The organism is Marinomonas aquiplantarum, assembly GCF_003314975.1.
Classification (GTDB): Bacteria; Pseudomonadota; Gammaproteobacteria; order Pseudomonadales; family Marinomonadaceae; genus Marinomonas; species Marinomonas aquiplantarum.
Genome location: NZ_QNRF01000014.1, coordinates 26,167 through 47,498, shown reverse-complemented (window position 1 = coordinate 47,498; position 21,332 = coordinate 26,167). Strand labels below are relative to the sequence as shown.

Here is a 21,332-nt window from a genome sequence, read left to right as displayed (position 1 = left end):
ATAGGGAATTAAGAATTTAGCCAACAAGCTTATCCACAGAGAAAGTGGACAACTCATATGTCAATAGAAAACGAACAATTTCAATCTTGAAAATCTGGGGAGACAGAAACTCGGTTACGGCCGCTTCTTTTCGCAGCGTACAACCCCTTATCGGCAGACGCCAGAATCTCTTCGTAACGAGTAACCTCAGGCGTGATAGGCGCTAAACCAATACTGATTGTCACAGGAATGATAATTCCTTTTTCAGTTTCAATGGTTAAACCCGCGATCGTTTGTCGCAAATGCTCCATCACCAATTCCGCTTGCGCCAGTTTGGTCTTCGGCATCAATATAATAAACTCTTCACCGCCATAACGCCCAATTTTATCTGTAGTACGAATAACGGACTGCATTTTTGCAGACACTTTCGCCAAGACAAAATCACCCGCCTCATGGCCATAAGTATCGTTAATTTTTTTAAAATGATCCAAATCTACAATAGCAAATACACAGGTATCATGATTAATCACACAATCAGCAAAAATATTCACAGCATCCGCTAGGACTTTACGGCGATTCGACAAGCCTGTTAATTCGTCTTTTTCTGCCAACACTCTTAAATGTTGATTAACGGATTTTAAACGGCTCATCACTAAATTGATGACAATGGAAAAATACAAAGCAATAAAAAAGAATACCGAAACCAGCATAAAGCTTTGCTTAGACTCAGTCAGATATAAGCCTTTTAAACTCAAGTACTCACACATTAAAAACAACAAGGCCGCAATGACAACAATGAGGCCTTTGACAAACCTTTGATCAGCGCGAAAGACAATAAAAGAATAAGCAATGACATGCACAAGGAGAAAATGAAAGCCGCTATCTGAACCAAAATAAAACAGCGTCAAGATAGTCACTTGAGCCATTTTTAATACCGGCATTAGGATCTGGGCACGAGAAAACTGTCCGCGATAATTATAGCGCAATCCTAAACAAGCCAATATTAGACTCAAGATGGAGACGATCACAACCAGAGGGGAAAAGGGCTGGGAAAACATGACGATCAAAAAAACACTGGCAAAGCAGAAAACCAAGTAGGAGAAATTCACCACATGCTTCTGGTTTACATCATTGGCATAATCGTCTTTAAAGCCAAAATGCAAAATCGTATGTATTATTTTTTTAAGCGAAGAAAACACGGAATTCCCAATCTAAAGCGGTTCTGAATCATTACAGAAGCACTAGATCCCACCTCTATTAACAATCAATTACAACATTCTACAGAATGCATGAGGTTTTTCCTACTGCCAGTTGACTCTTGTTCATTTATTAATATGAGCTAAGACAAGGAGTTCTGATTCTCATTAAACCACTCGCGTTCACCCCTTTATTTGGCACGAATATTGATATGGATTAGCCTAGAACGCAACAAAGTTTAACTAATCGGTCAAATAACCGCATTTAGCCTTGTAAGCGCACAAGTAATGTACATACAGAGCTCTAAAATGGTGCGCAACACCAAAACAGCTTCATAAGTATGCACTACACTAGAAGATGCTCTTACAAGCCAATAAATGGCTTAGACAAAATGGTGCCAGTACCTTGAATACACAACAAATTGCTTCACGCTTAGAATTAATCGACATCACTAAGCAATACCCTGGCTGTCTAGCGAATGACAGCATCAATTTATGTCTACAACCAGGGGAAATTCATGCTTTATTAGGAGAAAATGGTGCCGGTAAAAGCACGCTCGTAAAAACCATCTACGGCGTTGTTGCGCCAGACAAAGGCGATATTCTTTGGGATGGTAAAGAAGTGACCATAAAATCCCCTTCTACCGCAAGGGACCTAGGCATTGGCATGGTTTTTCAGCATTTCTCCTTGTTTGAAACCTTAACTGTCAGCCAAAACATCGAACTTTGCTTAAGTCAAAAACACCTTGCCAATATTGATGACTTGGCCGAAAAAATACGCCAACTCTCTGAAGAATATGGGTTAAACGTTGATCCAGATAAATACGTTCACTCTCTTTCGATTGGTGAACGTCAACGGGTTGAAATCATGCGTTGTCTAGTTCAGTCAGTAAAGCTTCTTATTCTGGATGAACCGACCTCAGTGCTGACGCCGCAAGAAGTATCAGGTTTATTTGATGTCCTCAGGACCCTGTCCAAAGAAGGCTGTAGTATTCTCTTTATCAGTCATAAATTGCACGAAGTGACTGAAATTTGTCATCAAGCCACCATCTTGCGTGGCGGTAAGGTTGTTAACACTTGCGTACCAAGTGAAGAAACACCCGCTTCGATCGCCAAAATGATGGTCGGAGATCTAGCCGAGCAAGACACTCAGTACACTAAAAAAGAAGGCACCCACACTCTATTCAGTGCCAATAACTTATCCCTGCCCTCAAAACAACCTTTTGGCACCAGTTTAAAGAACATTCAATTTGAACTTAAAGCGGGTGAGATTCTTGGTATTGCGGGTGTCGCAGGGAATGGCCAAGATGAACTAATGGCCATTATTAGTGGCGAAGACAATCGGACTAACAAAAGCAGTTTGAGCCTTGATCAGATGGACATTGGTCATCTACATGCAGGAGACAGACGTAAACTTGGTATGGCTTATGTACCAGAAGAACGACTGGGGCGTGGCGCAGTACCAGATATGAGCTTGACGGAAAACACCTTACTAACTCACAGCACAGGCTTTATCAAAAATGGTTTAGTGCAATGGCAAGAAGCGAAAGACTATGCCAGTCGTTTAATCAAGAAATACAAAGTGAAGTGTCATGGTGAATTCTCAGAAGCCAAGAGCTTGAGCGGAGGCAACTTACAAAAATTCATCATGGGTCGGGAGATAGGTCAAAACCCTAAAGTGCTTATATGCGCTCACCCAACATGGGGCGTTGACGTTGGTGCCGCACTCGCCATTCACCAAGCTTTATTAGACTTACGTGATCAAGGCGCAGCCATTCTCTTGATCTCAGAAGACATCGATGAGCTGTTTCTCCTTGCGGATCGCATGTCTGCTATCTGTGACGGTCATTTATCGCCTCAAGTCAAAACCCAAGACACCAACATAGATCAAATTGGTCAATGGATGGCAGGGACTTTTATTGACACTCAACGCGAATTAACACAAGAGACACAATCATGATCCGCATTCAAGCTCGTACTGAGCCAAGTACATTAATGAAAATCGCTTCTCCGTTAATTGCGATTGTACTGACCTTATTATTCGGCTGCTTATTATTTTCAGCCATTGGCAAAGACCCACTTCAAGCATTGCATGTGTTACTAATAGCGCCTTTATCGGACAGTTATAACATTGGTGAAATGTTCGTTAAAATGGGGCCTCTGTTACTTTGTGCCGTAGGTCTAGCCATATGCTATCGCGCCAATATGTGGAACATTGGCGCAGAAGGACAATTATTAGCTGGTGCCTTAGGTGGCTCTGCCATGGCACTGTACTTTATCGATTCTGATTCTGTCTTCGCCCTGCCCATTACATTGCTAGCGGGCATCGTATCAGGCATGTTGTGGTCTGCTATCCCAACCTTTTTAAAGCTGCGCTTTAATTCAAACCTGATATTAACCACCATCATGTTCAACTATATTGCCTTATATCTACTAATTTGGGCCGTTCACGGGCCTTTGCGTGACCCTCAAGGATTTGGCTTTCCTGAGTCGGCCCTATTCTCTGATGCCACCTTATTACCGACTTTATTTGAGTTCAGCCGCATTCACCTTGGTATTGTGTTTGCTATCCTGGCGGGATTTATTGGTTGGTTCATTCTTACTAAAACTCATTTGGGTTTCCAAATAAGAGTATTAGGTGCCGACGAACCAGCGGCGAAATATGCCGGCTTCAACAGCAAGAAACTCAGCTGGTTTGTCATGCTGTTCGCAGGCGCATTAGCTGGCTTAGCAGGCGTAAGCGAAACCACTGGACCGATCGGACAACTGGTGCCCAATGTATCACCCGGTTACGGTTACTCCGCCATCATTGTCGCCTATTTAGGCCGCCTTCATCCGATTGGAGCAATATTAGCCGCGGTGTTTATGGCCATTCTTTATATGGGTGGTGACCTGGCACAAATTGAAATGGGCATCCCTGTCGCGGTTGTCAGCATGTTCCAAGGGGTTCTGCTGTTTTTCTTATTGGCCTGCGATTTCTTTATTAATAACCGTCTTACGCTTTCTCACCAAGCGACGAACTAGGAGCTCACTGTGGACGCAGATCTAATCACTCAAATTTTGTTCGCCGCCATTAAAACAGGCACCCCATTATTGTTTATTGCTTTAGGAGAAGTGATTTGCGAGAAGTCCGGCATCCTTAATTTAGGACAAGAAGGCATGATGCTGATGGGCGCTGTCCTCGGATTCTTAGCTGCCTATACAACTGGCAGTATGGGACTCGGTGTTCTTGCGGCAATGATAATGGGCTCATTTATGAGCTTAATCTTTGCCGTTCTCGTTCTTCAACTCGGTGCGAATCAGGTCGCCACAGGATTAGCATTAACTATTTTCGGCACAGGGTTAAGTGCATTTGTAGGTTCTGGCGTGGTTGGGCAAACCATTCAAGGCTTTACACCGATAGCCATTCCTTTGTTATCCGATATCCCCTATCTCGGTGAGATTTTGTTCAAACATGACATCCTCGTTTATTTGTCTTTTGCCATTACCATTGCCCTCTACTTTGTGGTCAATAAAACTCGCGTTGGACTGACACTAAAAGCCGTCGGAGAAAACCCCAATGCTGCTAACGCCATTGGTATTAAAGTATTACAAGTTCGATATTTAGCTATTATGTTTGGTGGTGCCATGGCTGGCATTTCCGGCGCTTATATGTCGCTGGTTTATACCCCTATGTGGGTTGAAAACATGACCGCCGGACGCGGTTGGATCGCCCTTGCTTTGGTGGTATTCGCCTCATGGCGCATTGGGCGCATCATGCTCGGAGCTTATTTATTCGGATTGGCCAGCATTATGCATTTGGTTTTACAGGGCTTGGGATGGTCAATCTCACCAAACTTATTGGCGATGCTGCCTTACATGGCTACCGTCATTGTTATGGTCATCATTAGCGCGGATCACTTTAAAGAAAAACTGCTTGCGCCTCGGTCTCTAGGGAAGCCATTTGACCCTAGAAACATGGCGTAAGGCCTTAATTAATCACTTTAACTACGAAGAGCAATAAGCCCTTAGGGCACACAATAGGAGCAAAACATGAAAATGAAATCGTTACTGCTTAGCTTGGGACTTCTGGCGGGTGCCAGTGCCGTTCAAGCGGAAGACCCATTAAAAGTCGGCTTTGTATACGTAGGTCCAGTTGGCGATCTAGGTTGGAGTTATGAACATGATTTAGGTCGCATCGGTCTTGAAGAGCATTTTGGCGACAAGGTCGAAACCACTTATGTTGAAAACGTACCTGAAGGTGCTGATGCTGAGCGTGTAATTACACAATTAGCAAAAGCAGGAAATGATTTGATCTTCACGACTTCATTTGGCTTTATGAACCCTACCGTGAAAGTCGCCAAGCGCTTTCCAAAAGTCACCTTCGAGCACGCCACTGGCTACAAACGTTCTCGTAACGTGGGCACCTATGTATTGCGTACCTATGAAGGTCGATACGTCTCTGGTGTGGCCGCGGGTATGATGACCAAAACCAACACTATTGGTTACATTGCTTCTTTCCCAATCCCAGAAGTAATCCGTGATATTAATACGGTTTACATGGCAGCGAAGAAGGTCAATCCGGACGTTAAAATTAAAATCGTTTGGGTGAACTCTTGGTACGATCCAGGTAAAGAAACGGATGCAGCCAATGCTCTAATGGACCAAGGTGTCGATATTTTGATTCAACACACCGACAGCCCTGCACCACAAATCGCAGCAGAAAAACGCGGTATGCGCTCTATTGGCCAAGCGTCGAACATGAGCAAATTCGCACCTGAAGCTCACATGTTCTCTGTTCGAGATAATTGGACACCTTACTATGTCAGCGTTGCTGAAGCAGTAATGAACAACACTTGGAAACCAAGTGATTACTGGGGTGGCTTCAAAGAAGACATGCTAACCATTGAATCCATCAACCCAAACCTTCCGGCGGATGTTAAAGCTAAAATCGAAGAAACATACGCTGTGATCAAATCAGGTGAACTGAAGCCGTTTACCGGACCTATTAAGGATAATAAAGGTAATACTGTTGTTCCTGAAGGCCACTCACTGACCGACGAAGAGCTTGCTCAAGTGAATTGGTATGTGGAAGGTATAACAGACGAAATTCCTCGCTAAAATCCCTATACAGCCAGCTCTGCTGGCTGTATATTCCCCCCATTTTTAAATTCATCATCTCACTGCGCGGCAGATGGCGCGTAAAGTATTGCGATATTCGTTATAGTTTATTGTATGAATCGCAACCACAAAGTTTGAAAGGTAATATCATGGATAATACAGCGTCATTGGTGGCTCTTTCGCAAGCCATGCCCAAAACCGAATTGCATCTTCATATTGAAGGCACTTTTGAGCCTGAGCAAATGTTTGCCATTGCTCAACGCAACCAAGTTGCTCTTAAATATGACACGGTTGACGCGCTCAAAGAGGCCTACCAATTTACCAACTTACAAGACTTTTTAGACCTGTACTATCAAGGCATGTCTGTATTACTTCACGAAGCTGATTTCTACGACCTTACTATGGCGTATTTAGAAAAAGTACACAGTGAAAATGTGGTTCACGTAGAAATTTTCTTTGATCCACAAGGTCACACTGAACGTGGTATTCCGTTTGAAGTTCAAATCACTGGCATTCGTCGCGCTCTAGAGGATGCCAAACAACGTTGGGGCATGACCTATCAACTCATCATGTCTTTCTTGCGTCACTTGAGTGAAGACAGCGCTTTTCAAACCTTAGAAGAAGCCAAACCCTTTCTAAATTGGATTGATGGCGTTGGCTTAGACAGCTCAGAAGTAGGACACCCACCAGAGAAGTTCGCTAATGTCTTTGCCGCCTGTCGAGATTTAGGCTTAAAAATTACCGCTCACGCTGGCGAAGAAGGACCACCAGAGTATGTATGGCAAGCATTGGACTTGATTAAAGTTCAGCGTATCGATCATGGTAATCGAGCCCTTGAGGATGACGACCTTGTTGCTGAAATTGCCAAGCAACAACTGACTCTGACAGTCTGCCCATTGTCCAACCTCAAACTGTGTGTGGTGAACGACATGACAGAACACCCAATACGCACTATGTTGAAATTGGGTTTAAAAGCCACGGTTAATTCAGACGATCCAGCCTACTTTGGTGGCTATATGAATGACAACTACCAAGCATTAATTGAGCGAACACAGATTAGCAAACAAGAGCTATATCAATTGGCTTGTAATGGCATCGAAGGCAGTTGGATGTCTCCGACCGATAAGCAAAAGCACTTACAGCAAATCGACACACTTTTTAATCAATAAACCGCGTTTTGATTGATTCGCCACGGAAGGCGAAAACTTTTATCAAGCCCAAAGCAATGTGATATGATCGCCGACAATTTTACATATCAGGTTGTATTTCATGTCTGACACACAATTCGACGATACTTTTTTTCGTTTAACCAGTAATGATCGTTATAGCAAAATGGTCCAAAGAGTTCAGCAAGGCCACTCCATTTGGACCTTGGCTGACGAACAGGGCTGTTTGGTTATTCCTCTTAACGCAGACCAAGTGCTTCCCGTTTGGCCTGACGAAGCGATGGCTTTGCATTGGGCCGAAAAAGACTACCCTGACTTTAAAGGATTAGAAATCTCGGCTGCTGACTGGTTAGAAAAGTGGCTTCCAGGCATGACTGAAGATAAATATTCCGTTGGCGCTGCACCAAATATGGCTGGAGAATGCATTGTCTCTTCTGCTGAAGAACATGGCCACGATATTAAAACGGCTTAACGGTTTAGCTTATTAATCGTCAAGAAAGTATGCTGACTGTCTTCACGCCCAGCCAATCCATCCACAAAGCCAAAACACACTTCGGTGTCTTTTTGGCTTTGTTTTGCGTGTTTTTAATCTATTTTGGCCCACTCTACTCCCAATTAGCCGACACATTGCAAGACAGAGTAGCAACGGCAACAGAGCATTCTCATTCTGCTCAACATCACCCTGTTTCCACTAAGCCTTCAACAGACCATAAAAGCCCACCTCAGTCTGTCAGTGCAAATACCATGGAACATCATGGGCATCATAACCAAATTGAAGGCAGAACAAACCTATTAGAAGCATGTGGATACTGCTCATTGCTGTTTCATTTGAGCTGGCTAAAAGCGCAAACCTTTACCATTGTTCCATTAGAAAAAGAACCATACCCCAGTATTATTTACGCCACTCTTGTCCGTAAATACCTGGCCATCTTCACCCCTCTTATTCCTCGCGCACCACCACGACACTCTCGCTTTACAGCCCTTTAAAAAACAATCGTGAACATGATGTTCAGGGGCACCTTTGTGCCAAGTAAAATGAGAGAAACTATGTCTAGTCAAATTAAAAACGAAGCCACATCGAATGCGCTGTTGCTTCTTATCACACGCCTGCATTTTTATGTCGGCCTGTTTGTCGGTCCATTTATTTTTATTGCGGCCCTAACCGGCACTTTATACATACTGTCGCCACAGATTGAACACGCTGTCTATAAAGAGGCGTTAACGACTCAAAGCCGTGGTGATTATCAGCCGTTAGCTAATCAAATTGCAGCGGCTCGGTCCCACCTAAACAGTGATTTAACCTTATTCGCAGTACGCCCAGCACCGGAAGTGGGTGATAACACACGTGTAATGTTTTTAGACCCAACCGCTCGCTTAACAGGTGCAAGAGCATTGTTTATCGATCCTGTTACTCTAGATTTGAAAGGCAACTTACCTGTCTATGGCACCAGTGGCGTATTACCAATTCGTACCACCATTGACTTTTTTCACCGCCAATTATTACTCGGTGAAGTGGGACGTTATTACAGTGAATTAGCTGCTTCTTGGCTATGGATTGCAGCTCTTGGTGGTCTATTTTTGTGGTACAAAGGCGGTAAGAAAAATCGTGCGGAAGTCGCTGCTAAGACAGAACATTTGCGAAAACGCCGTCGCCATTATCAACTTGGCTTATGGATCTTTGTGGGGCTCATTTTCGTTTCTGTAACCGGTTTAACTTGGTCGAAATGGGCCGGTAGTAATATCGGCAGTTTGAGAGCCTCCATTGGTTGGGTTACCCCATCCGTTGATCTTAGTTTGTCACCGCAGCAGCCCACTCAACAACAAGATGAACACGCCAACCATGCCCATCACAGCTCATCGCAAATGGCAGCGCCAGACGCCGCAAATCACCATGCTGACTTGCTGTTTGATGGTGTTCTAAAAGCAGCTCGTGAAGCTGGCATTGATGCAAACAAAATCGAAATCAAACCCGATCGTACCGGTAATAAAGCATGGTTTGTTCGTGAGATTGATCGCTCTTGGCCAACACAGGTAGACAGTGTGGCGGTAGACACAAATACCATGACGGTGACCAGTCGTGCCGACTTCGAGACCTTCCCTCTAGTGGCTAAGTTAATTCGTTGGGGAATTGATGCTCATATGGGAGTCTTATTTGGCATTCCCAATCAGATTTTGTTAACGCTGTTCGGATTATCAACTTGTCTGATGATCATTTGGGGTTACAAAATGTGGTGGATTCGACGTCCAAATGCAGGCTCGACGTCAAAGCCTTTATTGCAAGCATGGCACAAACTGACAGGCATTCAAAAAATCATTACGTTCGGCGTAGCACTGGCACTAGGCCTGAGTATGCCTGTTATGGGAGTAAGCCTGATTGTCTTCTTATTAATTGATGCATGGCGCTGGAAAAAAGCCGCCTAAGGGTGATTGGCCGAGCCCATCAGCTCGGTCTACTTACGTACCTCAATTCATGATGGTAAAGAATTCTCTAAGCAGTACAATACGCCCTTCAGAAAGTAAGAAACGGCCACCATGACCCCTGCTATTCTCAACACCCTAACCCAGCATATTGTTACTCAATTACCACAAACACCAAACCAAGTGAAAAGACTGTTTCATGGTCGAGGTCGGTGCTTTGTAGGCCTAGAGCAAATTACCGTCGATTTTATGGCTGGGCAATTATTGATTACCCTATTCAAGGAAATGCCCCCGATCGATGAGCAATGCCTTATTGAGGAAATTATCTCTTGGACACAGCAAGAAATATGGTCTTCCAGTCATGTCAACGCCATTGTTATTCAATATCGCTATCAACCTAATCATCCAACCCAAGTCATCTGGGGAGAAGGCGAAAAGGATCTTGTGGTCGATGAAGAAGGTTTAAAGTTTCAACTTAGCTTAGGACGAAACCAAAACGCAGGGCTATTTTTGGACATGCGTTATGGCCGTCAATGGGTCGCTGAAAATAGCCATAATAAACGTGTCTTAAATTTATTTGCCTACACTTGCGGGTTTTCCGTCGCCGCCATGAAAGGACAAGCAGATCTGGTAATCAACTTGGACATGGCTAAAGGTGCTCTCAGTCGAGGTCGAGATAACCACCGCTTAAATGGCCACGATCTCAATAAGGTAAAATTTTTTGCTCATGATATTTTTAAATCTTGGGGAAAAATCAAAAAGTATGGACAGTATGACCTTATCATTATTGATCCGCCTAGTTTCCAAAAAGGCAGCTTTGCGCTGACCACAGATTATCAGAAAATTTTACGTCGACTGCCAGACTTACTGAATGCAAAAGGTCAGGTTCTAGCCTGCATTAATGACCCAAACTTACCGGCTCAATTCTTAATCGAAAGTATGCAAACCGAAGCACCTGAATTGCAATTTCAATGTCGTCTGGAGAACCCACCAGAATTCCCCGACATTTACATAGAAAGTGGTCTAAAAGCGCTTATTTTCAGTAAAAACACATAGAACTAAATAGGATCTTTACTGACCACAGACCAGCGCTCTAGCAAGATATTGATAAACAAATCCGCCGCAGGCGAAAGCGATGTTGAACTACGCTTTACCAGGCCAATCGATCGATCAATTTGTTGCCCTTTTAAAGGACGAGAAGTTAACACGGATGCCGTACTAAGTGGCATTGCCAACTTAGGAACAATGGATATTCCCAATCCCATTTCCACCAAACCGAGTGAAGTGGACAAATGTTGAACCTCATAAAAACTGTTCAAGTTCACCTGATCTCGGGCAAGAGATTTATCTAATAAAATACGATTACCACTGGCTCGTCCTACACTGATTAACTTATATGGAGCAATGTCTTCCCAAGATACTTCATCCAAATCACACAAGGGGTGATCTGTGCGCAGGCACACCACAAATGGATCATCCAACAAAGGCGTAAAGGACACCTCAGGATGTTGCGCGATCGCCATATTGATACCAAAATCCGCATCACCACGAATCACCGATTCCAACCCATGATTAGCACTTTCATCCAAGATCTGAATGCGAATTCCCGGGTAACGTTCGTTAAACACATTGATGACACTAGGTAGAAAATAGAATGCCGCGGTGGGTATACAAGCAATGGTGACTTTACCTTTTTGCTGTGACGCCATGTCTTTTATGCCTAAAACAGACAACTCAAACTCTTCAACCATGCGTCTTGCTTTTGGTAAAAATTCTCGACCAACTGATGTCAACCAAGTTTTTCGAGTGGTGCGTTCAAACAAGGGCGCTCCTAAAATCCCTTCTAATTTTTGCATCCTACGACTCAACGCCGGCTGAGATAAATGCGTTAATTCCGCGGCATCGTGGAAGTTTCCCGTCTCAGCAATACGGATAAAAATCACCAAATCCTTAAATTCAATCTGATGCATGGCCACTCCTATTAATTCGTTTTACGCATCAATTATGCACTATCTTTGCATTTGATGCAGCAATGGCGAATGTGAGACTTTAGCGCTAAGTTCAAACAACAAGAAAGGTTAATCTCAATGTCACAAACCATCTCCTGCATGATTATGCGTGGCGGTACCTCTCGCGGTCCATATTTCAACATGTCTGATTTACCTTCGGATCGCGAGGCCTGCGCTGAAATTTTGATGAAGGTGATGGGATCTGGTCACGAACTTCAGCTTGATGGCATTGGTGGCGGCAACAGCTTAACCAGCAAAGTTGCGATGGTTGGCCCTTCCACTCACCCAGATGCGGATGTGGATTATTTATTTGCGCAGGTCAGCATTATCGAAAAAAAGGTCGACTTCGCGCCAAATTGCGGCAATATGCTTGCGGGAGTGGCTCCCTATGCCATTGAAACCGGTTTATTCCCCGCCCAAAAAGACAAAACTACGGTGCGCATCCATAATTTAAATACTGGAAAAATCATTCACTCAACCGTTCTGACGCCAAATGGCCAAGTAGAATACAAAGGTGATATTACCATCAGTGGCACCAACTCACCTGGCGCACCAATTGAACTAACGTTTCTAGACGTAGAAGGCGCGAAAACAGGTAAATTGCTACCAACGGGACAGAAAACCAATCTGATTGATTCGGTTGAAGTCACTTGCATTGATGCAGCAACCCCTGTCGTTATTATCAATGCCGCTCAACTTGGTAAAACTGGGCATGAAGCACCATCTGAGTTAGATGAAGACCATGAATTTATGTCTCGCCTAGAAAATATTCGCTTACAAGCTGGTGAGTTAATGGGCATGGGAGACGTGTCTGAATCCGTTATTCCTAAACCCATTTTGCTTTCACCTGCCTCACAAGGTGGCACGGTCTGCGCCCGCTATTTTGTGCCACACAAATGCCATAAAGCATTAGCTGTAACAGGCAGTATTGCCATTGTGACGGCTTGTTGTTTGCCTGGAACTGTGGCGTCAAAACTGATTGGTGAAAACGAAAATACTTCGTTTTTCACCTTGGAACATCCATCAGGGAAGATAGAGCTTACCGCTCAACGCAAGGAAGATAATCCATCAGAGTTAAACAGCGTATCACTGATACGCACAGCGAAGAAGATACTGTCTGGTACGGTATATCTCAATTAACCATTTCAATACAGATAAATTAACGTATTGATTCGTCATAAAAACAAGAAAGGAAAAATTCGATGAAAAAACTTTCTACGCTATTAGGTGCTTCTCTACTGTCTTTCAGTTGTTTAGTTGCGGCCCCAATCCAAGCAGAAGAAACACAAGTTCCTTCGACCATTAATTGGACCATTCCATTTGGTGTGGGTGGTGGTACGGATGTTTGGGCTCGTTTTATTGCTCCTCATCTAACGAAAAACCTAGAAGGCAACCCAACTGTTGTGATCAAAAACCAACCTGGCGGTGGTTCTATCACTGGTACTAACTTGTTCTACAAGCGTGCTAAAGACAATGGTCAAGACATTCTAGGCACATCTGCATCTACCTTGTTCCCATTCATGTTGGGTGACAAACGTGTACGTTATAACTTCGACAAATGGTTGCCACTTATGGCGAGCCCAACTGGCGGTGTTGTTTACGTACAACCAAACCTAGGTGTTAAATCTGCAGCCGACATCAACAAGCTTGATGGTGTAACACTTCCTTTTGGTTCTCAAGGCCCAACTCGTCTTGAGTTGCCTGTATTGATCGCTTTCGAAATGCTAGGTTTAGACGTTAAACCTGTATTCGGTATGAAGAGTCGTGGCGCTGGTCGTCTAGCCTTTGAGCGTGGCGAAGCGAAAATTGATTTCCAAACGTCTTCTGCTTACTTGAACTCAGTTGTTGATCTTGTGAACAATGATAAAGCAGTACCATTATTTTCTTTAGGCGTACTTAACAAAGAAGGTAAAGTGGTTCGCGACCCTGCGTTTCCAGACCTACCTACTTTCCAAGAAGTTTACTTCGAGAAGTACGGCAAGCAGCCTTCTGGCGAAGCTTATGAAGCTTACTCTAAGTTCCTAGCCGCTGGTTTCGCTTTCCAGAAAGTTATCTTTATTCCTGCTGACACTCCAAGTGATGTCATTGCCGCTTACCGTAAAGGTATCAACGCAATGTTGAAAGACCCAACTTTCATCAAAGAATCAGCGGTACAAGTTGGTCCTTACGTCAATGTTGAAGGCATCGATGCTGCACAGCACCTAAGCAATGCGCTTAATATTTCACCTGATCTGTACAAATGGGTCGCACAATGGTTGAAAACAAAATTTGATTACACTCTGTAATCTGGTTTTAGGAGTTATTATTAATGATTGAGTTCCTCAGCGCCCTAGATCAAATACTGTCAATCGGCCACCTCACCTATTTAATAACGGGTGTATTGGTTGGTTTAGTCGTAGGGATTATTCCTGGACTCGGCGGTATTGCCGGAATGTCTTTACTCTTACCTTTTTTATATGGGATGGAACCTTCCGTTGGTCTCGGTATGCTGATGGGACTTGTCGCCGTAATTCCAACAGGGGATACCTTTACCTCTGTCCTAATGGGTATACCAGGCTCCAGTTCATCACAGGCAACTGTGATGGACGGCTTCCCATTAGCAAAGAAAGGCCAAGCAGCGCGCGCACTTTCAGCGGCCTTCCTGTCTTCCATGATAGGTGGTGTTGTTGGTGCCATCGTGCTCAGCGTTTTTATCCTCGTCGCACGCCCTGTTGTATTAGCCTTCTCATCCGCCGAGCTTTTCATGCTAACCCTATTGGGCTTAAGTGTGGTTGCGGCGCTTTCTGGAGGTAATCTATACAAGGGATTGGCGGCCTGTGGATTTGGCTTGTTGGTCGGCACCATTGGTGGTGCTCCAGCAACCGGTGAATTCCGTTTTACCCTAGACATTGATTATTTATACGATGGCATTCCATTGGTTATCGTTGGTTTGGGTATTTTTGCCCTACCTGAAATTGTCAGCTTATTGGTAAAAGACACCGCCATTGCTTCGTCTAAAAATAAACTTGGACATGGTTTAGGCCAAGGCTTTAAAGACGTTTTTGCCAACTTACCATTGGTCGGAAAATCATCCGTTTTTGGTAGCTTAATCGGTGCGATACCAGGTCTTGGTGGTTCGGTCGTTGACTGGATGACCTACAGCTTTGCACTGAATTCAAGCAAAGACACATCGCAGTTTGGTAAAGGTGAGATTCGTGGTGTTATCGCTCCAGAATCCGCCAACAATGCCTGCGCCTCTGGTAGTATGATTCCAACCATTTTGTTTGGTGTACCTGGCTCAGGCTCTGCTGCGGTTTTCTTAGGTGGTATGCTGTTGTTAGGCATTCAGCCTGGCGTGTCGATGATTTCTACGCACCTTGACCTGACGTACACTATTATCTGGTCATTAGCGATGGCAAACATTCTGGGCGCTATTTTCTGCATTTGTTTTACCCGCCCTATTTCTTTGCTAACTTACATTAAGTTTTCTATCTTAACGCCAATTATCTTAACCCTTATTCTGTTTGCCGCTTACCAAGCGACGCGCAGCCTAGGTGACTTTATCCTGCTAGGTGTGGTTGCCAGCCTTGGCATTTTGATGAAAGGCGCAAACTGGCCTCGACCAGCATTTCTGATCGGTTTCGTGCTGTCTTCTGGTGCTGAAAATTACTTCTTCCAAAGCATTCAATTCTATGGAACCTCTTGGTTCTCTCGTCCAGGTGTCATCATTATTGCGGCTTTAATTGTCATCGGCTTTGTATTGCCACCGATTCTGAAAAAACGCAAAGAGGCAAAATTGGCAGACGCCAGTGACGCCGAAAAAGCGGTTGCACCAGCAGAAGAAAAACAAACTATGTCCTACGCGGACCTAGCCATTGTTGCTGTTTTTGCTGTATGCGGTGGTTATGCTTTGTTTGATGTATGGGATATGGCGAAATTAACCAGATCCTTCCCAATCATTGCCATCGCCATTGTGTTGTTCTCTGTTGTGATGGTGATCTTTAAATCCGTCCGTGAAAAGCACCAAATGACTGCCGCGGGTTTAACACCAAATCTCGTCTATATAGCAGGCTTCTTTGGTATTGCTTACGGTTATTATTTGTTCGGTTTTATTTGTACTACTTTTGTCTTTTCTTTGGTGTTCTTAAGATTGATAGCAAAAGCCTCTTACATAAAATCCACCACTATTGCTGTTTGCTTAGTCATCTTCTTAGTGACCTTAGGGCGAGTGATGCACGTTGATTATCCTGAAGGCATGTTTGACGAATACCTATTAAATGCGATTCGTCTTATTGTCTAAGCTCATATTGTAATTTATTCAAAAGGCACTCCCGCCTTCCTATCCCGACCTCCATTTTGGTGTCGGGATTTTTTTTATTAAGGCAATTTTTTTGCTTATGTTAAATAGCGTAATGCAGGGAATCGTGATAAATTTGCCCCACTAAGGTGCACACTTTTTTCTTAATGTTAAGTTGCTTACTTACGGATTTTAGTGCGCATTCTCAGTACGAAGAAAACAGGCCACAAGCTTTGTTTCTTCACAAGGAATATAACAATTAAAAAAGCTCACAGAGCTTATACTCGAGGATTCACTATGCAAGCATTCATTGATTTCCTGAACGGGATCATTTGGAGCCCTGCCTTAATTTATCTATGTCTTGGTGCAGGTCTTTTCTACTCAATTCTGACGCGTTTTGCACAAGTTCGTCATTTCAAAGAAATGTGGACTCTGTTGTTCAACGGTAATACCTCAGATAAAGGCATTTCGTCTTTCCAAGCGCTAGCAGTGTCACTGTCTGGTCGTGTTGGTACTGGTAATATTGCCGGTGTTGCTGCCGCTATCGGTTTCGGTGGTCCTGGAGCCGTATTCTGGATGTGGGTTGTAGCCTTCCTAGGCGCTAGCACGGCTTACGCGGAATCAACCTTAGGTCAAATCTACAAAGTGAGTGAAAACGGTCAGTATCGTGGTGGCCCAGCTTACTACTTTGAACGTTGCCTAGGCTGGAAATGGTTGGGCGTGTTGTTTGCTCTGTCTTCTATCATTGCCTGTGGCATCTTCTTACCTGGCATTCAAGCCAACTCTGTAGGTAATGCTGTTACTCAAGTATTTGGCGAAGGCACTATGGTCACCAGTTCTTTTGGTGAAGTCGGCTCAACTAAGCTAGTTGCGCTTGCTGTGATTCTCGTCGTATTGGCTTTTATCATTTTTGGTGGTATCAAACGTATCGCTAACTTCACGCAAGTTATCGTGCCATTCATGGCGTTTGGTTACATCATCATGGCGTTAATCATCGTTTTCTTAAACCTTGATAAAGTGCCTGGTATTTTTGGCCTAATCATTTCTGATGCCTTCACAGCACAAGCTGGCTTTGGTGCGGCCATTGGTTGGGGTGTAAAACGTGGTGTTTACTCTAACGAAGCAGGTCAAGGTACTGGTCCACATGCCGCGGCAGCAGCAGAAGTACAACACCCAGCACAACAGGGATTAGTACAAGCCTTCTCTGTTTACATTGATACGCTGTTTATTTGTACCGCAACGGCATTGATGATCTTGATCACGCAGCAGTACAACGTACAAGGCGCATTGGCAGAAGGTCAATTCATCGTACAAAATGTTGATCCTTCAACCATCATCGCCTCTCCAGCCTTTACTCAAATGGCATTAGCTAGTGTATTTGGGCATACGGGTTCCGCCTTTGTTGGTATTGCTTTGTTCTTCTTCGCTTTCACAACCATCCTGGCGTATTACTACATCGCAGAAACCAACGTCGCTTACTTACGTCGCGCGTTAAAAATCAATATTCCACTAACACTAGTGAAACTACTGATCATGTTTATGGTCGCGTACGGTACCGTAAACACAGCAGGTTACATCTGGAACCTTGGTGATGTGGGTGTTGGCTTGATGGCTTGGTTAAACATCGTGGGGATTTTGTTAATCTTCTTCATGGCGAAACCAACGATGAAAGCATTGAGAGATTACGAGCAACAGAAAGCGAATGGCGTTAAAGACTATACTTTTGACCCAAAAGCTTTAGGTATTAAAGGTGCTGATTTCTGGGAAAAACGTCTAGAAAAGCAGCAAGCAAAAAACGAAGCGGATAAGTAATATTGTCCCGTCACTGTCATGTTAAATCATAGTGACAAACATCAAGGCCAGTCATACGACTGGCCTTTTTTATCACAGTGCCCAACACATATAAGGTTATCGAGGGCGATATAATTTCGCATGCTCCAATAAATACTCGCCTTTCAATTCCATTCTAATCTCATGAACCGACAAAGATAGACTTGGCTTAACGTAAACAGATACCCTAAAAACGTCACTCGTTTGCTGGCAAACAACGTCTATTTCGGCTCGCTGATACCCCTCTATTTCATTGACTCTTTCAAGCAAGTCCATCTCTCGTAAGACCTTGTCTGTTACTTCAAACACTTGTCCTTTGATGGCATGACCTAAACCTGGCGTGAATATCAGCCAAGGAGAGTAACGTTCTCCCACCAGATATAAGGGAAATGCTCTTTGGGTCACAAACTCCGTTCGAAAGCGACGTCCTTGATTGTGCCTAAAATTCGGAAAACCTTCTTTCAAGGTGCCAAAGACAAAGACCTTTTGCATGCTTTTGCTCCTAAAGCAGCCATAGAAATCCATACGAATACAAAGCAGCGATCAATGCATAAGCCAACATTGGCCGCAGAGTCCGCGTAATAATGAGGCCCTCTTTATTACTAATGCCAACGATGGTGGAGACCGCGATAATATTATTGATACAAACCATATTGCCCATCGCCGCGCCCGCGGACTGCAACGCCAAAATCAAGCCTACTGGCAAGCCAACCGATTGCGCAATTTCCAATTGAATAGCGCCAAAAGTAAGGTTTGAGACGGTCGCGGAGCCTGAAAAAAAAGAGCCTAACGCTCCTAACAATGCTGCTGTAAAGGCCCAACTTTCTCCTAATACTTGGGAAAACCCTTGAGCAATTAAAAACATGGGAGACGATGCCTCTCCCTGCATCATCAAATTCACCATTACCAATGCCCCGATCAAAGACACACAAGGCAGACGCAATCGACCTCCTGTATCCTTTATTGCTAACTTGACTTGCTGTAACGACATACGAAATAACGGAACACAAACGAACACTACCAAGACAAAAGGAATCAAAGCTGGAACGTATAAACTCTTATATTGCCAGCTTATGTCTGTTCCTAAAATATTATGTAACCCAAACACCAAAGACCGACTTACCTCAAACTCGCCGATATACGATGTCCATTGCCCTATTGGCAACGTTGAGTTTAACCACTGTTTTAACCCCACACTGGGCAGCCGTGTTAACAACAAAATCGCAATCAATAACATAAATGGCGATAAGGCTTTCATGACTTCTTTTGAATCCAATACCGCTTCGCTATTCTGATCTGTTGTGGATGTTGCCAGTCCCACACCACGAGCTGCTAAGATAACACTCAACATAACGCCCACAGCACCACCAACCAAGGCTGGAAATTCAAGATTCCACTGAGCCACCAAAACATAAGGGACAGTACAGGATAGAATGCTTAACAAAATAAACACCAAGTTAGAACGAATGTCTTGCCAAGAAACAACAAAACGCAAAGCCATGATAGGAACAACAAAGGCAGCCAGCATATTTATCAAGGCTGTGTGTTGAGCCACCTCATGTAAACTTTGGGTGGTTAAAGACAAACCTGATAAACCAAACCAAATGGGTGTACCAACCGCACCAAAGGACACGGGAATGGAGTTCATTGTTAATGTAAGAACCGCGACAGGCAAGATAGGAAAACCCAAGCCAATTAAAATGGGCGCTGCAATTGCTGCTGGCGTACCAAAACCAGACGCCCCTTCGATCATAAAAGCAAACGCCCAACCTATGATCATCAACTGCGCCACTTTATTTTGACTCACGCTTTTTAGCCAACGACTTAAAACCGCTTCAGCCCCCGAATAAAACAACACCCGATTCAATAAAATGGCGCCAGCCACAATGGATATAGGCGTCAGGACAGACAAGATACCCGCCACACTATTTGCTAGCATTAGACGCACATCCGCTTCAAAATAACCGTACTGAATCGCTGCAACCAACAAGGCTGTGCTAGGTAAAGCTATGTGAGACGGCACCGAATGACGCTTAGTCATCGCCCAAATTAGTAGTAATATTGGTAAAGCAGACAATAGAATTGACATGACGAGGTGATTTCCCTATCGCAAATCCAGACACTACCAGATTTGCTCAAATGCGCGATTAAGGCAAGTCAATTAAAAGGGAAATCGCCTTATTGATTTAGTCTGCAGGTCAATCGTTGCATGTGGAACTAGGCTTTAATACAGTCGCGTCCAGCTCTTTTAGCATCATACATAAGATCATCAGCTCGTTTCAGTAACGCTTGGTTCTCTTCTTGCGCCTGCATTTGAGCCACACCCGCACTAAAGGTGGTGACACCATTTTCCAGCTGAGTGGCCTTAAACTCGTTTGCTAGATCAATTAAACAATCAAATGTCGTTTGTAAGTTCAGCGGAAGCAATAGCACAAACTCTTCTCCCCCAAGACGAATGGCTTGGCCATGCTGTTGTTTAGCAACTTCATGCAGAACCTTAGCAAAAGCGCATAACACTTCATCACCGTAATTATGACCCCATTGATCATTGATTGACTTAAAATGGTCAAGATCAATTAATGCTAAACAAAAAGTTCTTCCTTCTGCACGCCAACGATCTAAACAAGGCTCTAGAACTCGGCGATTACTCAATCCCGTTAGCGGATCTTGTTCGGAAAGTAATTGCAGTTTGACACTCAAATTGGTGGCTTTATCTCTTTCAAGTTTAAAACGACGAGAGTAATTTTCCATCATCAGCATTAAAAAAAAGCCCGTTGCGACAAAGCTAATAGTCAGGTCAAGCTGAAGTAAATCCGCTGTCTCATGATTGAAAATTATGTCTGGATAGCGCCGCTCAATCATCAATAAAGGAACCGGCATTAAAATCGCCAAGGCTTGGCCCAATCGCCGGTAGAGACCTAAATCTCGAAAGGCAACGGAAATATAGATGAGCACACCCAAGTTTAAAAAATAGGTGGGGCCACTGTAGCCGCCATTTCCAATCCAATTAATGGGCAAAGACACTAGGGTTACTAGTAACATGAAGAGCACGGCCATGCTCTTGAAGTAGTTAAGCCAGCGAGATAAATACCAGATAAAAAGAATAATTGGCACCAGCGCAAGCTGCACCAATACATTCGCAAGACTAGCGAGTTGGAATGCGTAATTTGCCACAGCGCAATAAAGGTAGACGACAGAACCAATAAGCAAGACGGCATGGTGAGTATATTGGTACGGTTTGTCACGACTCCCTAACAGCCATGGTAAAACCCGCTGTTTCAACCCATTTTTCACTGGCAATTCCCTCTAGCCTTAAAAATAGGTTAAATAATCTAAACCAAAAGAAATTTAAGTGAAC

At 43.9% G+C, this 21,332-nt stretch carries 18 protein-coding genes; 13 read left to right on the top strand and 5 right to left on the bottom strand.

Annotated features, from left to right (window positions below; genetic code table 11):
• Positions 1-80 precede the first annotated feature (80 nt).
• Positions 81-1,178: a GGDEF domain-containing protein gene (locus tag DFP76_RS16975; RefSeq protein ID WP_113875749.1), complete on the bottom strand. Its 1,098-nt coding sequence runs from the start codon at positions 1,176-1,178 to the stop codon at positions 81-83.
• 403 nt (positions 1,179-1,581) lie between these two features.
• On the opposite strand from DFP76_RS16975, the gene DFP76_RS16970 reads away from it, so the two are divergent.
• From DFP76_RS16970 to DFP76_RS16930, 9 genes are all read left to right on the top strand, one after another.
• A complete protein-coding gene (locus DFP76_RS16970; protein WP_425451763.1) occupies positions 1,582-3,135 on the top strand; it encodes an ABC transporter ATP-binding protein in 1,554 nt (517 codons plus the stop codon).
• A complete protein-coding gene (locus DFP76_RS16965) occupies positions 3,132-4,199 on the top strand; it encodes an ABC transporter permease (RefSeq protein WP_113875748.1) in 1,068 nt (355 codons plus the stop codon). The genes DFP76_RS16970 and DFP76_RS16965 overlap by 4 nt, the downstream gene beginning before the upstream one ends.
• A gap of 9 nt (positions 4,200-4,208) precedes the next feature.
• The gene (locus tag DFP76_RS16960) at positions 4,209-5,141 is read left to right on the top strand and encodes an ABC transporter permease (RefSeq protein ID WP_113875747.1); all 933 of its coding nucleotides are present in this window, start codon (positions 4,209-4,211) and stop codon (positions 5,139-5,141) included.
• Positions 5,142-5,207: 66 nt separating this feature from the next.
• Positions 5,208-6,275 carry a BMP family ABC transporter substrate-binding protein gene (locus DFP76_RS16955; RefSeq protein ID WP_113875746.1) on the top strand — a complete coding sequence of 356 codons (1,068 nt, stop codon included), beginning with the start codon at positions 5,208-5,210 and terminating at the stop codon, positions 6,273-6,275.
• Positions 6,276-6,424: 149 nt separating this feature from the next.
• Entirely contained in the window at positions 6,425-7,444 is a 1,020-nt protein-coding gene (locus DFP76_RS16950) for an adenosine deaminase (RefSeq protein WP_113875745.1), read from the top strand.
• Positions 7,445-7,544: 100 nt separating this feature from the next.
• Positions 7,545-7,913: a DUF2750 domain-containing protein gene (locus DFP76_RS16945; RefSeq protein WP_113875744.1), complete on the top strand. Its 369-nt coding sequence runs from the start codon at positions 7,545-7,547 to the stop codon at positions 7,911-7,913.
• A 29-nt stretch (positions 7,914-7,942) separates the two neighbouring features.
• Positions 7,943-8,428: a DUF2946 domain-containing protein gene (locus DFP76_RS16940; protein WP_113875743.1), complete on the top strand. Its 486-nt coding sequence runs from the start codon at positions 7,943-7,945 to the stop codon at positions 8,426-8,428.
• A 60-nt stretch (positions 8,429-8,488) separates the two neighbouring features.
• Positions 8,489-9,862 carry a PepSY-associated TM helix domain-containing protein gene (locus DFP76_RS16935; protein WP_113875742.1) on the top strand — a complete coding sequence of 458 codons (1,374 nt, stop codon included), beginning with the start codon at positions 8,489-8,491 and terminating at the stop codon, positions 9,860-9,862.
• 111 nt (positions 9,863-9,973) lie between these two features.
• A complete protein-coding gene (locus DFP76_RS16930) occupies positions 9,974-10,915 on the top strand; it encodes a class I SAM-dependent methyltransferase (protein WP_113875741.1) in 942 nt (313 codons plus the stop codon).
• A 2-nt stretch (positions 10,916-10,917) separates the two neighbouring features.
• On the opposite strand, the gene DFP76_RS16925 is transcribed toward DFP76_RS16930, so the two are convergent.
• Positions 10,918-11,829 carry a LysR family transcriptional regulator gene (locus DFP76_RS16925; RefSeq protein ID WP_113875740.1) on the bottom strand — a complete coding sequence of 304 codons (912 nt, stop codon included), beginning with the start codon at positions 11,827-11,829 and terminating at the stop codon, positions 10,918-10,920.
• Positions 11,830-11,946: 117 nt separating this feature from the next.
• Here DFP76_RS16925 and DFP76_RS16920 point away from each other — a divergent pair, with 117 nt between their 5' ends.
• From DFP76_RS16920 to DFP76_RS16905, 4 genes are all read left to right on the top strand, one after another.
• The gene (locus DFP76_RS16920; protein ID WP_113875739.1) at positions 11,947-13,008 is read left to right on the top strand and encodes a 4-oxalomesaconate tautomerase; all 1,062 of its coding nucleotides are present in this window, start codon (positions 11,947-11,949) and stop codon (positions 13,006-13,008) included.
• Between the two features lie 62 nt (positions 13,009-13,070).
• The gene (locus DFP76_RS16915; protein WP_113875738.1) at positions 13,071-14,153 is read left to right on the top strand and encodes a Bug family tripartite tricarboxylate transporter substrate binding protein; all 1,083 of its coding nucleotides are present in this window, start codon (positions 13,071-13,073) and stop codon (positions 14,151-14,153) included.
• 23 nt (positions 14,154-14,176) lie between these two features.
• Positions 14,177-16,147, top strand: a complete 1,971-nt coding sequence (locus DFP76_RS16910; protein ID WP_113875737.1) for a tripartite tricarboxylate transporter permease — start codon at positions 14,177-14,179, stop codon at positions 16,145-16,147.
• 294 nt (positions 16,148-16,441) lie between these two features.
• Positions 16,442-17,956: an alanine/glycine:cation symporter family protein gene (locus DFP76_RS16905; RefSeq protein ID WP_113875736.1), complete on the top strand. Its 1,515-nt coding sequence runs from the start codon at positions 16,442-16,444 to the stop codon at positions 17,954-17,956.
• Positions 17,957-18,052: 96 nt separating this feature from the next.
• Here the strand turns inward: DFP76_RS16905 and DFP76_RS16900 are convergent, their stop codons facing one another.
• The 3 genes from DFP76_RS16900 to DFP76_RS16890 all read right to left on the bottom strand — a co-directional run bounded on the left by DFP76_RS16900 (position 18,053) and on the right by DFP76_RS16890 (position 21,268).
• Positions 18,053-18,466, bottom strand: coding sequence for a gamma-glutamylcyclotransferase family protein (locus tag DFP76_RS16900; protein ID WP_113875735.1), 414 nt, complete (start codon positions 18,464-18,466; stop codon positions 18,053-18,055).
• Between the two features lie 10 nt (positions 18,467-18,476).
• A complete protein-coding gene (locus tag DFP76_RS16895) occupies positions 18,477-20,063 on the bottom strand; it encodes an L-lactate permease (RefSeq protein WP_113875734.1) in 1,587 nt (528 codons plus the stop codon).
• Between the two features lie 128 nt (positions 20,064-20,191).
• Complete coding sequence (locus tag DFP76_RS16890; protein WP_113875733.1) at positions 20,192-21,268, bottom strand: GGDEF domain-containing protein; 1,077 nt, start codon at positions 21,266-21,268, stop codon at positions 20,192-20,194.
• Positions 21,269-21,332: the final 64 nt, after the last annotated feature.

Excerpts from the sequence above, each read along its gene's own strand:
- DFP76_RS16965 (WP_113875748.1), top strand. The coding sequence starts at position 3,132 with ATGATCCGCATTCAAGCTCGTACTGAGCCAAGTACATTAATGAAAATC.
- DFP76_RS16955 (WP_113875746.1), top strand. The coding sequence starts at position 5,208 with ATGAAAATGAAATCGTTACTGCTTAGCTTGGGACTTCTGGCGGGTGCC.
- DFP76_RS16950 (WP_113875745.1), top strand. The coding sequence starts at position 6,425 with ATGGATAATACAGCGTCATTGGTGGCTCTTTCGCAAGCCATGCCCAAA.
- DFP76_RS16945 (WP_113875744.1), top strand. The coding sequence starts at position 7,545 with ATGTCTGACACACAATTCGACGATACTTTTTTTCGTTTAACCAGTAAT.
- DFP76_RS16940 (WP_113875743.1), top strand. The coding sequence starts at position 7,943 with ATGCTGACTGTCTTCACGCCCAGCCAATCCATCCACAAAGCCAAAACA.
- DFP76_RS16935 (WP_113875742.1), top strand. The coding sequence starts at position 8,489 with ATGTCTAGTCAAATTAAAAACGAAGCCACATCGAATGCGCTGTTGCTT.
- DFP76_RS16930 (WP_113875741.1), top strand. The coding sequence starts at position 9,974 with ATGACCCCTGCTATTCTCAACACCCTAACCCAGCATATTGTTACTCAA.
- DFP76_RS16925 (WP_113875740.1), bottom strand. The coding sequence starts at position 11,829 with ATGCATCAGATTGAATTTAAGGATTTGGTGATTTTTATCCGTATTGCT.
- DFP76_RS16920 (WP_113875739.1), top strand. The coding sequence starts at position 11,947 with ATGTCACAAACCATCTCCTGCATGATTATGCGTGGCGGTACCTCTCGC.
- DFP76_RS16915 (WP_113875738.1), top strand. The coding sequence starts at position 13,071 with ATGAAAAAACTTTCTACGCTATTAGGTGCTTCTCTACTGTCTTTCAGT.
- DFP76_RS16910 (WP_113875737.1), top strand. The coding sequence starts at position 14,177 with ATGATTGAGTTCCTCAGCGCCCTAGATCAAATACTGTCAATCGGCCAC.
- DFP76_RS16905 (WP_113875736.1), top strand. The coding sequence starts at position 16,442 with ATGCAAGCATTCATTGATTTCCTGAACGGGATCATTTGGAGCCCTGCC.
- DFP76_RS16900 (WP_113875735.1), bottom strand. The coding sequence starts at position 18,466 with ATGCAAAAGGTCTTTGTCTTTGGCACCTTGAAAGAAGGTTTTCCGAAT.
- DFP76_RS16895 (WP_113875734.1), bottom strand. The coding sequence starts at position 20,063 with ATGTCAATTCTATTGTCTGCTTTACCAATATTACTACTAATTTGGGCG.